The 13,927-nt window shown below is 69.6% G+C and carries 13 protein-coding genes, 1 tRNA gene and 1 pseudogene; 5 read left to right on the top strand and 10 right to left on the bottom strand.

Translation table 11 applies throughout. The features are described from left to right. Positions 1-16: 16 nt before the first annotated feature. Positions 17-406 (bottom strand): hypothetical protein, encoded by a 390-nt coding sequence (locus AB0I23_RS01070; RefSeq protein WP_359105604.1) that lies wholly within the window; start codon positions 404-406, stop codon positions 17-19. A gap of 359 nt (positions 407-765) precedes the next feature. Here AB0I23_RS01070 and glyA point away from each other — a divergent pair, with 359 nt between their 5' ends. Then, complete coding sequence (gene glyA, locus AB0I23_RS01075; protein ID WP_436846857.1) at positions 766-2,064, top strand: serine hydroxymethyltransferase; 1,299 nt, start codon at positions 766-768, stop codon at positions 2,062-2,064. A 346-nt stretch (positions 2,065-2,410) separates the two neighbouring features. Here glyA and AB0I23_RS01080 read toward each other — a convergent pair whose 3' ends face one another. The 3 genes from AB0I23_RS01080 to AB0I23_RS01090 form a co-directional block, all read right to left on the bottom strand. Then, complete coding sequence (locus AB0I23_RS01080) at positions 2,411-3,835, bottom strand: ATP-binding protein (RefSeq protein WP_359105610.1); 1,425 nt, start codon at positions 3,833-3,835, stop codon at positions 2,411-2,413. 554 nt (positions 3,836-4,389) lie between these two features. Next, positions 4,390-4,899, bottom strand: coding sequence for a DNA-binding protein (locus AB0I23_RS01085; RefSeq protein WP_359105612.1), 510 nt, complete (start codon positions 4,897-4,899; stop codon positions 4,390-4,392). Positions 4,900-5,401: 502 nt separating this feature from the next. Further along, the gene (locus AB0I23_RS01090; RefSeq protein WP_359105614.1) at positions 5,402-6,532 is read right to left on the bottom strand and encodes a hypothetical protein; all 1,131 of its coding nucleotides are present in this window, start codon (positions 6,530-6,532) and stop codon (positions 5,402-5,404) included. Between the two features lie 634 nt (positions 6,533-7,166). Between AB0I23_RS01090 and AB0I23_RS01095 the strand changes: the two genes are divergently transcribed. Next, positions 7,167-8,207 (top strand): beta family protein, encoded by a 1,041-nt coding sequence (locus tag AB0I23_RS01095; protein WP_359105616.1) that lies wholly within the window; start codon positions 7,167-7,169, stop codon positions 8,205-8,207. 570 nt (positions 8,208-8,777) lie between these two features. Here AB0I23_RS01095 and AB0I23_RS01100 read toward each other — a convergent pair. From AB0I23_RS01100 to AB0I23_RS01115, 4 genes and pseudogenes are all read right to left on the bottom strand, one after another. After that, positions 8,778-8,894, bottom strand: a complete 117-nt coding sequence (locus AB0I23_RS01100; RefSeq protein WP_359105619.1) for a DUF397 domain-containing protein — start codon at positions 8,892-8,894, stop codon at positions 8,778-8,780. A 13-nt stretch (positions 8,895-8,907) separates the two neighbouring features. Then, positions 8,908-9,708 (bottom strand): helix-turn-helix domain-containing protein, encoded by an 801-nt coding sequence (locus AB0I23_RS01105; protein ID WP_436846862.1) that lies wholly within the window; start codon positions 9,706-9,708, stop codon positions 8,908-8,910. A gap of 189 nt (positions 9,709-9,897) precedes the next feature. Then, positions 9,898-10,488 (bottom strand): inositol monophosphatase family protein, encoded by a 591-nt coding sequence (locus AB0I23_RS01110; protein ID WP_359105624.1) that lies wholly within the window; start codon positions 10,486-10,488, stop codon positions 9,898-9,900. 28 nt (positions 10,489-10,516) lie between these two features. Further along, positions 10,517-11,365, bottom strand: a pseudogene (locus AB0I23_RS01115) (IS982 family transposase); the annotation flags it as partial. Positions 11,366-11,435: 70 nt separating this feature from the next. Between AB0I23_RS01115 and AB0I23_RS01120 the strand changes: the two are divergent. Both AB0I23_RS01120 and AB0I23_RS01125 read left to right on the top strand, forming a co-directional pair. Then, positions 11,436-11,825 (top strand): hypothetical protein, encoded by a 390-nt coding sequence (locus AB0I23_RS01120; RefSeq protein ID WP_359105627.1) that lies wholly within the window; start codon positions 11,436-11,438, stop codon positions 11,823-11,825. 115 nt (positions 11,826-11,940) lie between these two features. Next, the gene (locus AB0I23_RS01125; protein ID WP_359105629.1) at positions 11,941-12,414 is read left to right on the top strand and encodes a TIGR04141 family sporadically distributed protein; all 474 of its coding nucleotides are present in this window, start codon (positions 11,941-11,943) and stop codon (positions 12,412-12,414) included. Positions 12,415-12,422: 8 nt separating this feature from the next. Here the strand turns inward: AB0I23_RS01125 and AB0I23_RS01130 are convergent, their stop codons facing one another. Both AB0I23_RS01130 and AB0I23_RS01135 read right to left on the bottom strand, forming a co-directional pair. Beyond that, positions 12,423-13,037, bottom strand: a complete 615-nt coding sequence (locus AB0I23_RS01130) for a hypothetical protein (RefSeq protein WP_359105631.1) — start codon at positions 13,035-13,037, stop codon at positions 12,423-12,425. A 56-nt stretch (positions 13,038-13,093) separates the two neighbouring features. Beyond that, positions 13,094-13,165: transfer RNA gene (locus tag AB0I23_RS01135), tRNA-Arg, on the bottom strand. A gap of 279 nt (positions 13,166-13,444) precedes the next feature. Here AB0I23_RS01135 and AB0I23_RS01140 point away from each other — a divergent pair. After that, positions 13,445-13,927, top strand: a complete 483-nt coding sequence (locus AB0I23_RS01140; protein WP_359105634.1) for a response regulator — start codon at positions 13,445-13,447, stop codon at positions 13,925-13,927.

The following is a 13,927-nucleotide window of genomic DNA, read 5'->3' on the forward strand; positions in this document are numbered from 1 at the left end:
ATCACGGGGCAGCCGCTCAGGACGAACGTGGGAATCGCTCGGGAAGGAGGGGCATGTACAAGCCGACTCGACAGGGGACGCCCCCCGCCGGTACCGCCAGGAGCAGCAGTCCGACCCCGGCCGCCACCACCGGCCGCCACGATCCCCCGACAGCGCTACGCCGCCCGATCCACGCCCCGTGCACGGCGGCCGCCACCACCACGAGCACATACGCGACGACCAGCCCCCCGGCCACGCCGTCGGGGTCGGCGGGCAGCGCGACCAGCAGCAGCACACCGGTGGCCGGCCAGCACAGAACGGCCCAGCCCCAGCGCCCCACCAGGGCATAACCGATCCCGAGACCCGAGAGATTGAGCAGCCCCACCGCCGTGGCGCGCAGCGCGGCACCGGGAGGCGGCGGTCCCACGGTCGGCGGACGGGACGGCGGCGGCGGTACCGGGGGAGAGCCTTCCGGCCCGAAAGATGGATCGCCCCAACTCATACCGGCCCCCCGACCGTTGGGCGCGGCACCCCTGACCGCGCCCGGCGTTACCACCATCCTCGCCGCCATGAAGGGTGTCAATCGGGCGGAACATCCACGAACGGCCCATCGAACAGCTCCCCGGGCCGCCCCCATCAGTAGACTGAGAGGCGCCGCGACTGGCGCGCATCCCGGCAGGGGTGCTCCGTGGAACCGACCACGAGGAAGCGGCACACTCCGGGCCTGCCCGGAGGCGTCACCGCCGGAGAGCCGTCCGCCTGGGCATCCGGGTCCACGCCGCAGCCATGCGCCAGACCCGGGAGGATCCCGTGACGACACCCGAGAACCGCCGCCCCGCGCTCACCGCCACCGACCCGGAGCTCGCCGCCCTGGTCACCGCGGAGGAGCAGCTCCAGGCCGACACCCTGCGCCTGATCCCCAGTGAGAACTACGTCTCCGCAGCCGTGCTGGAGGCCTCCGGCACGGTGCTCCAGAACAAGTACTCCGAGGGCTACCCCGGCAAGCGGTACTACGAGGGCCAGCAGATCATCGACCAGGTGGAGACGGTGGCCGTCGAACGGGCCACATCCCTCTTCGGCATGGACCACGCCAACGTGCAGCCGTACTCCGGCTCGCCCGCCAACCTCGCGGTGTACCTGGCCTTCCTGCAGCCCGGCGACACCGTGCTCGGCATGTCGCTGCCGATGGGCGGCCACCTCACACACGGCTGGGGCGTCTCCGCGACCGGCACCTGGTTCCGCGGTGTGCAGTACGGCGTCCGCCGCGACACCGGCCGTATCGACCTGGACGAGGTCCGCGACCTGGCCCTCGCCGAGCGCCCCGGGGTGATCTTCTGCGGCGGTACGGCAGTGCCCCGGGAGATCGACTTCGCCGGTTTCGCCGAGATCGCCAAGGAGGCCGGCGCGGTCCTGGTCGCTGATATCGCCCACATCGCGGGCCTGATCGCGGGCGGCGCCCACCCCTCGCCGGCCCCGTACGCCGACGTGGTCTCCACCACCACCCACAAGACACTGCGCGGTCCGCGCGGCGCGATGCTGCTGAGCCGGGCGGAGCACGCCCGCGCCATCGACCGCGCCGTCTTCCCCGGCCTCCAGGGCGGCCCGCACAACCAGACGACGGCAGCGATCGCGGTGGCCCTCAAGGAAGCCGCGACCCCCGACTTCAGCGCTTACGCCCACCAGGTCGTGACCAACGCCCGTGCCCTGGGGGAGGCGTTGGCTTCCCGCGGTTTCGACCTGGTCTCCGGCGGCACGGACAACCACCTCCTGCTGATCGACCTCACCGGCAAGGACGTACCCGGCAAGATCGCGGCGAAGGCCCTGGACCGGGCCGGCATCGTCGTCAACTACAACACCGTCCCGTACGACACCCGCAAGCCGTTCGACCCGTCCGGCATCCGCATCGGCACCCCGGCCCTGACCTCCCGCGGGATCCCCGCATCCGCGATGGGCACGGTCGCGGAGTGGATCGACCGGGTGGTCGAGGCGGCGCGCACCGGCGACGAGTCCGCCGTCGAGAAGGTACGCGGCGAGGTGAAGAGCCTGATGGACGCGTACCCGGCGCCGGGGCTGCCGGTGGGCTGATCCCGCTCGGCCGACGCGGGCCGGGTGGCTGTGCGGGGTGACCGCGCACCTGCCCGGCCTGTCAGGGCGGCGGAGCAGGGACGCTTGGCGCATCTGGACGGGACGCCCTTCGCCTTGGCTCGGCCGGAGGGACGAGGCCGAATGAGCCGGACGGGGCCATGCCTGGTGAGGCGCGAACCTGACGGGTTCGCGAAGCGCTGCTGCCGCAGCGTCGAGGTCCGCCGGGCGGGCAGCGAGGATCGTCTCGGCCGGCGCGAGGGAAGAGCCGCGCTGAACTCGAGTCCGTTGAGTGCGCGGGGATCCGCGGCCGGCAGACCGACAGCGCCGGTCGTACAGGCGGGCGGTGTCACCGAACGCCGCCCCACGCCTCCAGCAGCTCCGCAGGTCCGTATGCCGCGTCCAGTGCTCCGCAGTCGATCCCACCGCGCGAGACCGCGACCACCGGCACCGGATCGGGTGTCAGTGCGGCCCGGTGGCGGTGCAGCGCGGCCAGGTCGTGGCGGTCGAAGGGGGAGTTCTCCAGCCACTTCACCGAGCCGACGAACAGCAGCTCCTTGGCGATCGGGGCCCTGTCCGCGCCCACGACGTCGATCTCCACGTCGTTCGTACGCGTCCAGTAGCCACCGATGGCCGGGGCCGCCGGAAGGTTCCCGTCGGGCAGCAGGCGTGCCAGGGCCTCCCGGACCAGGGGCTCGACGGCCCGGCCGCGCCAGCTCGTCCAGTTCTCCCTGATGCGGGACAGTGTCAGATCGCCCCGGCCGCGCTCGATCTCCGGGAGGGCCGGGCCGAGCAGTTTGAGCCAGAAACGCAGGTACGGGTCGGCGACCCGGTAGCGGCGGTCCTTCGACGGTCGGGTGGACAGGGGCAGTTCGGCGGCGACCATCCGTTTGTCCGTGAGGGCGGTGAGGGATCGTTGCAGGGATGCGCCGGACAGGCCGCCGGCCGCGCGGGCGATGTTGGAGAACGTCCGCTCGCCGCTCCCGATTGCGGACAGCACGGTACGGGCCTGCAACTCCTTGGGGAACTCCGCCGCCAGTGATCGCTCGGCCGAGACCAGCAGGGCGGAGACCGGGTCGCTGAGGGCCTCCGCGAGGAAGTCCCACAGACCCGCTCCGTGCCTCCACTCCGTGCAGATGAGCGGCAGGCCGCCCGTGACCAGCGTGGCGTCGAAGGCCGACGCGGCGTCCAAGCCGAGCATCCGGCCCACCTCCGCGGGGTTGAGCGGTCCGAGCACCATCTCGCGGCCGCGCTGGTGGAACGGGCGCCCATAGCTGTTCAGCGCCTCCATCATCGACAGGTCGGACCCGATGAGGACGAGGAGTACCGGCTTGGTCTCCAGCACTCGGTCCCAGGCGCGCTGCAGCACACCCTCGAAGGCGCCGTCCGGGTCCATCAGATACGGCAGTTCGTCCAGGACGACCACGCTCGCCCGATCGTGGGGCAGGGCCGCCGCCAGCACGTCGAACGCGGCGTCCCAGCTCGCAGGCCGGGCTCCGGCCAGGAGGCCCGCCAGCGGCAGGGTCGACGCGTCGGCGTCCCGGGCCAGCCTCTGGAGGTCGGCCTCGGGTGATGCCCCGGTGGCGGCGTAGAAGAGGAACGGTGCCCCGGAACGCTCGGCGAAGCGCTCGACCAGCCTGGACTTGCCCACGCGGCGGCGCCCCCGCAGCATCACGCACCTGCCGGGCCGCTCCCCGCCGGCACCGGCCACGACCTTGCCCAGGTCGCGCTCAAGCGTGGCCAGCTCGGCCTGCCGCCCCACGAAATCCGCCATGCGCAGCCTCCAGTGACACCAGACACGAACATTCAGGTTACTAACATCAATGATAGTAACTCCTTGGCTCTCTTCTCAGGGCTCAGGTTGATCCGGGGCCTTCTGTCCTTGTGGGGCTTCCGGATCCGTGACCACGCGTCCGTGCCGCAGATCCGGCTCGACCTGACGAATGCCGGACTGAGCACAGTGCCGGACTTCGCGGTCGGTTCGCTGGACGACGAGGTCGCGGTCGTCCCGATCGCCCACGAGCGCGACGCGGGCGTCGGCGGGCCGACAACGGCGAGGGCGGTACCGAGCAGGAGCCGACCGACGCCCCTGAGGAAGCCGTCGGCATGTTCTCGCAGACGGCGATGCGGGTGCACGACCGGCCGTGCGCCCACAGGGTCACATCGATCACACCTGATGAGCTTCTGTCCGTCGCGATGGGCAGGATGGAAGTTTGAGCCATTTCGGCGTACTGAATGGCTGTCGCCCAACTGTCGTCGCAGTGGAATGGACGGAAGCGTTTGAGGCTCCGGCCCCGGCGTAGCTGAGGCGGAGCGACGAGGATCTGGTCAGACCTTGATCACGGTGACGCGTCCGCCGCACAGGGCGGTGAGGTCCTCGGGGTCCGAGGTCAGGATCGTGACCGGGCCCGGAGCGGCCAGGGCGGTGGCGACGAGCATGGCGTCGATGGCGTACGTGTGGCCGTGCAGGCCGGCTTCGGCGAGGAGAACGGCGGCGTGACGGGCGATCGGCTTGGTCATCGGTTCGATGACCAGACGGGCGAGCGTCCACTCCAGGGCCGGGCGATTGATTCGGGGGTGGACCACTTCGACGAGGGTGGCCGCGGAGGTGATCACGCGTAGGTCGTCGGCGCGGGCCAGGGCGAGCCAGCCCGTGACGGTGCGGTCGCGCAGGACGGCTTTGGCCAGCCCTTCGCTGTCGAGGACGAGGGTGCCGCCCGGGACTGCGGGGGTGCGGGTCGACTCGTAGCGCTCCGCTAGAAGAAGCCTCGCCGACGCGGTGACCGCTCGGTCGGTCAGGCCGCCTCGGACCATCGGCTCGCATGCGCGGAATGCCAAGCGTCAAGGCGGAAAGGGATGTTGCTCGCGTCGGCGTGTGTCCCACAGTGCAGGGTGACGCGGGACGGCCGGCCGGCGGCGCTCCGTTTCGCCTCGGGAAAACCGCAGAGCAGGGATGGTCGCGCGGTTCCGGAGCGTCAAGCGCAACGGCCACCGGTCCGGCAGCGTCCAACGGCATGAAAAAGACCCTCTGCTCAGCGTTTCCGCTGATCAGAGGGTCTATCCGGAAGTGCCCCCGGCGGGGCGCTCGGAGCATGGGGGCGGGCGGAACCGCTGGTCGGCGCCGGACAGTTGGTGATCGAGGCGGTTGTCCGGCTGAATCGGTAGGTCGGCGGCGATTGACCGCAGGTTCGGGTCTCGGCAGGAGCCGCAAGACGTGGCTGGCCGTGCGCACAGGGCTGACCTGTACATGCCGGGTGATCACGGGTGGTGTGGGGTCGCTCTGGAACTCAGCCGCGCGGTGGTCTCGGGGCGGAAGCCTGCAGACGGGGGAGTGGCGTTGTTACCGGAGGCCGTGGTGGTCGAGGCGGTGGATGAGGCCGGGGCGGCGCTGGTAGCCCTCGCGCAGGTTGGTGAGGCGCTCTCGGAAGTCCGTGCTCCGTCCAGTGTGCACGCACGCGTCCCGTAGTTCCGCGAGGAGGGTGACGGCCTGGTCGTAGGCGTTGGTCTTCTTGGTGGCGATGTGTGCTTCGACCTGCTGCCAGATGTGGTCGGCCTCGCCTGCGAGGGCGGTCAGGTGCTGGTTGCGGGCTGCGGCTCGTTCGCGTTCGGCGCGCTGTCCATGTTCGGTGCGCCGTGTGTGGGCGGCGTCCAGGAGGTCGGCCGCTGATCGGTCTCCGGGGACCGTGGTCGGGGCTGTGGTGCCGCGCAGGCGGTGCAGGAGTTCGGTGCGCAACCCGGTTTCCGGGCCGATGGCGAGCCGCAGCAGCAGAGCGTCTTTTTCCTTCTGCGGGAGGGCGGCGATCAGCGGGGCGAGTTCCTTCTTCGTGGGTTCGACCGGCTCCTTGGGCCCGGTGGGACTGGCCTGGGCCGCTACTGCCAGCAGGTCGTCATTCACGCGCAGGAAGTCCGCGAGCGCGCGCTGCGGGGCGGTCAGTTCGCCGAGCCCGGGCGGGACGGGCGGTTCGGGGCAGGTCTGGTACTCCTCTTCCTCGTCGTCTTCGAGTTCCCAGGCGGTAAGCGCGGAGAGCCAGGCGAGGTAGAGGGGGCGCAGGTCGCCATTGGCGAGTTCGTCGCGTACGCCGATGAGGGCGGCCAGGGAGTCGTCGGCGTCCTCGACCCAGTCGCCGCCCTCGTCCTCGCTGGTGAGATCGAGCAGGAGGTGGGTGCGGGTGGTCCAGGCGTCGACATGGTGGTCGAGGCAGTACGGCTTCACTGTGGGCAGGTCCAGGGCTTTCGTGGGCAGGCGGAGCATCAGCCGGTGGGTGCCCCAGTTGGTGACGTACAGGTGGGCGTCGAAGTAGTGCTCGACCATGCGGCGTGGACTGCCGCTCAAGTCGCCCCAGTTGTAGGTGTTGGTGAAGCTGGTGGCTGTGATCCGGGCACGCGTGGAGATGGCCCGCAGCTGCTCCTGCTCCTCGCGGCTCAGCGGTCGATCGAGGGTCTGGAACTCGTAGTACTGGTACTCGCTCACAGGGCGGACCCTATCGACGCCGCGGGTGGGTGCGGACGCGAAGCCAGCCGGATGCCATACCCAGACGCTGCAGGGTGAGCGAGGCGAGCGGTTCTGGAGGAGGTGCTGTGGCGGCGGTGTGCACCGAGCGGGGATGGAAAAGCCGCAGCAGAGGTTGCGTACGCCGCCAACGACGGGGCACGCAGCGGGTACCGAGGCTTGGAGAGGTGCGTCCAGATCCGGTCGGTCACCGATGTACAGCCCCGCGGTCACCTGCGCGAGCTCGGGATAACTGCTCCAGAGCGCGCCTGGAGTCGTCGGTGAGGGTGTACGTCGTCGTAGATTCTGCGAGAGACTGCCTCGCAGTTGCGCGGCGGCCAGAGTGCGTTTCGCGACGTTCCCCTCGTCGATGGGTCCCCCGAGACGCCCGCGCGCGGGTGTCGGTTCGAGTGATGCGGATCAACCGCATGGCGCAGGTCAGCATGCGAGGAGCCACGCACCGCGGCGCATCCGGACACCGGCGTGCCGGGCCCTGACACCACCTCCCCCATTCTGACGTATACACGCCACAGTGGCCGATCGGCCCTCTTTCCGGACGCAGCTCCTTATTTCACTCTGAGGGCGGGCGACACGGACCGTGCTGAGGGGGGCCGCCATGTCCGGAGCGCTGTACGTTCCTGTCCTGTCAGCCAGTAAGCACGCGGCGGATGCCTATCGTGCCCTGGAACCACAGATACGTACTCGGGTGACACCGCTGTGGACGCTGCACCCGCATCCCGGCATGCAGCCCAAGCATCTGGCCGATCGGCTGGACCGTGAGACGAAACACGTCACCGCGGCGCAGGGGTACGGCTCGGCTTGGCTGGACGCGCCCCACGCCGACGCCGACGAAGCCGCGGTCCTGACCGAGGTCCTGGCTCCTGAGTGGTGGGACCACCGCAACCTGCGCCCGGTCACGGGCCCAGGAAGGCCCGGGGCTCAGCAGGCGCTCGCCCTCGCCGTGGCCCGTCGGCTCAACTCAGGCATGGGTGTGCGGGTGCCGCTCCCCGGCGAGTGGCACGACCGGATGGCCCTGGATGTCCGGGCACTGCTGGACCACCTCCCCGCCGGGACGTTTGCCGACCTGTTGCTGGACCTCGGCACCGTCCTGCCCTTCCGCCCGGATGCGGCGAAGGAGGCGCTGCGTGCCCTGGATTCACTCATCCCGCTCACCCGGTGGCGCGCCCTCGTGGTCCTCGCAGGGGGCTTCCCGGAGCCGCCCGACGACCTCTGGCAAGGAAGTGTCCACGAGGAGCTTCGGTCGGACTGGGAAGCCTGGCACGAGATCCACCACAGCGGACGCTCATACCTTCCGCACCTGCGCTACGGCGACTACGGCATACATCCCGCCTCCTACCTGTCCCAGCCCGTGGGCGTGGGCGGCGGCCGGTGGGGACTGCTGCGGTACACGACGGCCCGCTCGTTCCACCTGGTCAAGATTCCCTTCGGCAAGAGGTACGACATGCCCAACCGGGCTGCGGCCCGACTGCTCACCAGCCTTTCGGACTTCCGGGGACGGACAGCGAGCGTCGGCGAGCAGTGGCTCTGGCGCAGGGCCGAGGGGGATGAGACTGTCGGCAACCATGCCATCTGGGCCGAGAAGGGGAATGTGCAGCACATGGCGTTCGTCGTCAGCTGCCTCGGGCCCGGGTGCTGAACGAGTCGGGCGGGTCAGGGGGCCGCCGGCCGACAGTCCACCGCTCGGTCCATCCCCGTTTGCCTGGTGCAGCATGGGCCTTGCATAGACTGATTCCGGTCCGGGGCGGCTCATGTCCAGGGCGGCGCGCACAGGCCACAAGGGGGAGGCGTAGCACCGCGGAGCCACTGAGGGACGAGGACCCGAAGGAGATCGGGGGCTTGCCCTTGTCTGCCGGATCGAGGCCGGTGGCATGGGGCAGGTGTTTCTCGGCGAGTCCGCGGCCGGTCATCAGGCTGCCGTGAAGGTCATCAAGCCCTCCGTCCTCGACGAGGACACCCGCGCGCTTCCTGTCCGAAGTGGACAGCCTGCGCACTGTTTACGGGCCGTTCGTCGCGGCCTTCGTGGGGGCCGACGCAGACGCTGATCAGCCTTGGCTCGCGGCGGAGTAGGAGATGCGCGCAGCACACGCACACTTTTCCGCGCGGCTTCAGGAGGCCGTTGCCAAGGGCAAGTGGACGCCGCCTGCCCGATGAACGGTGAAATGGCAACGCCCCGCGCCGGAAGCGTCCAGCGCGGGGGGTGCGGGGGTCAGCCCTGGGCGGCGTAGCTGACGAAGTCGTTCCACGCGGTGGGGGAGAGGGCGAGTTCGGGGCTCTGCCGGTCCTTGGAATCCCGCACGTGGATCGCTTGCGTGCCCTGTGCCACCTCGATGCAGGCGTCACCCTGCGAGCCGCTGTAGCTGCTCTTGAACCAGGTCTTTCGGGCTGGAGATCAGCCGTCCGTTCTGCTGCCCCTCCGAGTAGCCGAACCACCGATTCTCAGGTGTCTCGGCCAGCATGATCGGCCCGTCCACCCCCGCATGCGACGGCTGCCGCAGCGGCATTACCTGAAACTCCACGTTCCAGTTCCGCTCGATCAACTCCAGTAAGTGGTCGAAGAGTTCCCGCGTCACCTCCTCCCCGCCCGTCCCCCGCTCCAGCACCGCCTGCTCGACGATGAAGCTGAACGCAGTCGGCGGTTTCCGTGTCACCGCCAACAGTTCCTGCCGTGCCAGTCGCGCAGTGATCCGCTGCTCCAGTTCCTCCGGGCCGGGCAGCGGCGGCACAGCCAACGACACCGCCCGCGTGTACGCCTCCGTCTGCAACAGACCAGGCACCACCCGGCATTCGTACGTGTACAGGCTGATCGCCGTCGCCTCCAGTCGAGCCCACTGCCGGAACCAACTCGCCAGCCCCGCCTGCCGCGACAGGTGCGGCGCAGCCCTCCTCAGCGCGCCGGTGTTTCCGGTCGCCTCCTCCGCACGCTCCAGGAAGTCCCGGTCCGGCATGCGGCGGCCCTGCTCGACCGAGGCGACTGTGTGCTTCGAGAAGCGGACCAGGTCGGCGAACTCCTCGCGGCTGAGGCCCGCGTGTTCCCGTAAGGCCTGGACGACCGCGCCGAAGGTGCGCAGGCTTTCCGAGGCCCCGGGCTCGCCACAACTCCCCGCCCCCGCCCCGCCATCCGTGTTCTCGTAGGCCACCATCGGCCACCTCCCGCGCACCCGCCACGCCCTACCGCTTCCGACCGGGCTCCATCGTCACGCTTAGTGACACGCACTGTCTACCGAAAGTGCGCGTACGCCGACCCAGCGTACGTAGTAGCCCGCTGGCGATGTCTCTGAATCCCCGCGACATTGGGCATATGGCACCACCGCCCACCCTGCGGCCCGTCAAGAGTCCGTCACCGTACGTGCGTTCACCTGGCGTGCGGGAAAGGCGTGTCGCCGAGGCAGGGCAGCCAAAGGCCGTCGGCTCAGATGCTTTCCCACAGGCCGGCGAGCCACCGGGCCACCCCGGGCGCGCCCGCCAGCAGAACCGGCGAGTCGAAGGAGAACCGTGCCGTCGGCACCGAGGACCGCCCGCCCTCGTTCGCGGCACAACGCCACCCCGGCCGCGACATCCCACGGCTTGGGGGCGATGCACACGCAGGCGTCCAGCCAGCCCTCCGCCACGCCCACCAGGTCCAGCGCCATCGAGCCCTGCATGCGGAATCGGTAGGCCTCGTCCTGGACGCGGTCGAGGACGCGTCGTGCGCCGCTGCGCCCCGATCCGGTGCCGGAGACACCCACGACCGCGCGGCGCACGTCCTCGGCCACAGGACGTGCACTCTCCGGGCGGCCCGGCGTCGTCCACCGCCGACCGAGAACAGGTGCGTCCACCACGCCCACCAGCGGGACGTCGTCCCGCACGTAGGCGAGCGACACGGCATACATCGGCGCGCCCCGGGCGAAGTACATCGTCCCGTCGATCGGGTCGAGCACCCAGCAGAGCGCGGGCAGCGGAGCTCCGGGCGGTCAGCGCGAGGATGCGTTGCATGACGCGGGCTATGACACCTCCGGGTGTGCGCCCTCGGTGCCGTTCGAGGTCAAGCTGTCCCTTGAAGGTCTCGTTGATCGATTCGATGACCTGCCGCAGCGGCTTGAACAGGGCTGCGCCAGGCCGTTCCCGTTCACCTTTACGGGCAGGCCGCAGCAACTGGACTCCATGCTCGGACAGTTCGCGTTCGAAACTACGGCCGAAGTAGTTCTTGTCGCCGATGAGAGTCTGTCGGGGGCGCTCTCGCAGAAGCTCGCATTCGGCTGCCAGGAGGTCGAGGAGGGTCTCGCGTTCGTCGGCCTTGGCCCCGGTCAGGGCGAAGGCGATGGGCAGGCCCTGAAGGGTGCAGACCAGGTGCAGGCGCAGGCCCCAGAAGAAGCGGCTGTGGCTGGCGCAGTAGCCGTATTCGGCCCAACCTGCCAGGTCGGAGCGTTTGACGGTCTCGCGGGAGCGGCCGCATTCCACCGGGGTGGAGTCCACGACCCATACGTCGTCGCTCCACACCGAGGTGGTGGTGGCCAGGATCCGGTTGACGCTTCGCATCAGACCGGCGGCCTTGCGCAGCCGCTTGTTGTAGCCGGGCTGCTGGGGCAGGTAGGGGAAGAGATGGCGCAGGTGGGCACGGGCATGGCGGAGCCATTTGGCCTCGGAGGTGTAGCCGAGTATGGCCTGCATCGTGGCGAGGGTGACCAGTTCGGCATCGCTCAGGCGGGGCGTAATGCCGACCGGCGGGCGCCACGGCGCCAGGTCGGGATGCTCCTTCAGCATGTCGTCGGTCGTCGCATAGAGTGCTGTCGCGAGGGTGTCCACGTCGTTCGTCACAAAACGATCTTGGACACCCTCGTTCTCGTCTCCGCAGGCACCCCTTGGACCACACCACCAGGAGGAACCAGTGTCATACCCGCAACTGCTCACCCCCGAGGAGAAGCTCGCCGACGCGAAGAAGCTGTTGAGCCTCCCGCGTATCGTCGTGATCTGCGGCTCCACCCGCTTCATGACCGAGATGACCGAGGCCGATCTGCGGGAGACCAAAGCCGGAAAGATTGTTGTCAAACCGGGCTGTGACATGAAGTCGCCGCACGAACTTTGGTCCGATCCTGTCGAGGCCGAGGCGCTGAAGGTTCGACTCGACGATCTGCACCGGGCGAAGATCCGGCTCGCTGATGAGGTCCTCGTAGTCGGCGACTACATCGGAGACAGCACCCGAGCCGAAATCGCCTACGCCCGGTCGCTGGGCAAGCCCGTGCGGTTCACGCACCCCGAAGTCGACCCTGAAGCCTGACCGCCCGCTGCCACTTCGACAACCAGGGCCGGCAGCCCGCCGCCTGACCGTCTCGCGGTGGCTTCGGCCGCCGCCCACCCCACACCCTCCGCAGGCATTTCTTGGAATTGAGTCGGTGCCCGACCTGCGGCCCGGGTACGTCTGCTTCGACCGTGACAACGTCCGGACGGCGCTGCACCGGGGCAACGGCGTGGAGATCTGCGACCTGCTGAGCCCGGAAGACGTCCTGGTCATGGTGAAGCGGGCCAAGGGGTCCGACGCGCTGAGCCATCTGTTCGGTCAGGCCGTGGTCGCCGTGCAGACCCTGCTGCACTCGCCGGAGGCCGCGGACGGGTTTGCCCGGAAGGTGGCCGCGGCCCGGCCCGGCCGAGCCCTGCCGGAGGGTTTCCGGCCGTCGAAGGTCGTCTTCGCGATCCTTCTGAAGAGCGGAACCGACCTCACCGCCGACACGCTGTTCCCGTTCTCCCAGGTCACCCTCGTGCAGACGACCAAGATGCTTGAGGCGTGGGGTATCGCCGTCGAGGTCGTCGGGATTCAGGCCACAGTGGTGCCTCCGAGCCGGGCGGGAATCCGCCATCTGGCCGCGTAGCGGGGGCCTCAACACACATCTAATCCGCCCATGGATACAGCTTCGCCACAAGGATCTTCGGCCCCGATCGGCGCAGCCACCTCACAGCCGCAATCGAAGCCGCTCGGTCCGCGGATGATGCCGGCGACCGCATTGCCAAGGAGCGGGCTGCGCTGGAGCGCGCCATCAGTGCCATCGGCCAGCGCCAGGCCCGCCTCATCCGCACCCTCGCCGACGGCTTCGGCGGCGACGAGGCTGACGATCTCGGTCCGGATCAGCAGAAGCGGTTCCGTGATGCGATCCGCCGGGAGCACGCCACGCTGGGCGCACAGCGCGAACAGCTCGCCGAGCAGCTGGCTCACCTGCGATCGCCGAATCAGGCGGCAGATCCCGCCGACACCACGGCTCTGCTGGATGCGCTCCCGCACCTCGATGTGGACCTTGCATTGGTCCCGGAAGAGATCCAGCGGCGGCTCTACAACGCCTTCGGGCTGGAGGTCATCTACAGCCGGCCCCGCGAAGAACTGACCCTGCGGGTGACGGTCCCGGGCTGCCTGGTTGACGGACTGGTGTCCGTCACTCGTGAGCTGGAGCCATGGAACAAAAAATCGGGCGCCCGCACCGAAGTGCTGGCGCCCGATCATGGCACTCGGGGTAGACAAGCCTGTCAAAACTGACGTGTCCGTTCCCATTCCTCAAGTGCCCCCGGCAGGATTCGAACCTGCGCACCCGGCTCCGGAGGCCGATGCTCTATCCCCTGAGCTACGGGGGCGTGTCGCCGTACTGCTTGGTGACGGGTGAAACACTACCAGCTTCAGGCGGGTGCCCGTGAACAGGTATTTCCGTGCGGTCACCGTCGCGCGTCGCCCCCGTTCCCCGGCGCCCCCGCGGCGCCGTGCCCCCGTGGCGCCGTGCCCCCGTGGCGCCGTGCCCCCGTGGCGCCGTGCCCCCGTGGCGCCGTGCCCCGCGCCGTCGGCCCGGTCGCGCGACCGTCCGCCGGGCCGCCGTGTCGGCCATGTGCCGTCCGCCCGCCACCCGTCAGGGGCCGGAAATGGGCAAATCCCGGACGCAGCCCCTGCGCCCGACCTACCCTCGGAGTGTGTCAGGGGCGTGTGGCCGCGTACTTGTTGTCGACGACAACAAGGTCATCCGGCAGTTGATCAGGGTCAATCTTGAGCTTGAGGGCTTCGAGGTCGTGACCGCGGCCGACGGTGTCGAGTGTCTGGATCTGGTGCATCAGGTCTGCCCGGATGTGATCACCCTTGATGTGGTCATGCCCCGGCTCGACGGTCTGCAGACCGCCACCCGGCTCCGTTCCGACCCCCGGACCAGTCACCTGCCTGTCGCGATCATCAGTGCCTGCACGCAGTACGACGTGGACAACGGCGCCGCCGCCCGGGTCGACGCGTTCCTGGCGAAGCCCTTCGAGCCGAGCGAGCTGGTGCGGCTCGTACGGCAGTTGGCGAACAGGGAGGCCCCGCCGTCGATCGACGGCAGACATAGTGCCGGGAGGGCGGAGAGCGCAGCGGGCTGA

Source organism: Streptomyces atratus (assembly GCF_040655115.1).
Lineage (GTDB): Bacteria > Actinomycetota > Actinomycetes > Streptomycetales > Streptomycetaceae > Streptomyces > Streptomyces atratus_D.

Coding starts and splice junctions, on each gene's coding strand:
- glyA (WP_436846857.1), top strand. CDS start 766: ATGCGCCAGACCCGGGAGGATCCCGTGACGACACCCGAGAACCGCCGC.
- AB0I23_RS01130 (WP_359105631.1), bottom strand. CDS start 13,037: ATGATCGGGCGCCAGCACTTCGGTGCGGGCGCCCGATTTTTTGTTCCA.
- AB0I23_RS01095 (WP_359105616.1), top strand. CDS start 7,167: ATGTCCGGAGCGCTGTACGTTCCTGTCCTGTCAGCCAGTAAGCACGCG.
- AB0I23_RS01140 (WP_359105634.1), top strand. CDS start 13,445: ATGGGCAAATCCCGGACGCAGCCCCTGCGCCCGACCTACCCTCGGAGT.
- AB0I23_RS01080 (WP_359105610.1), bottom strand. CDS start 3,835: ATGGCGGATTTCGTGGGGCGGCAGGCCGAGCTGGCCACGCTTGAGCGC.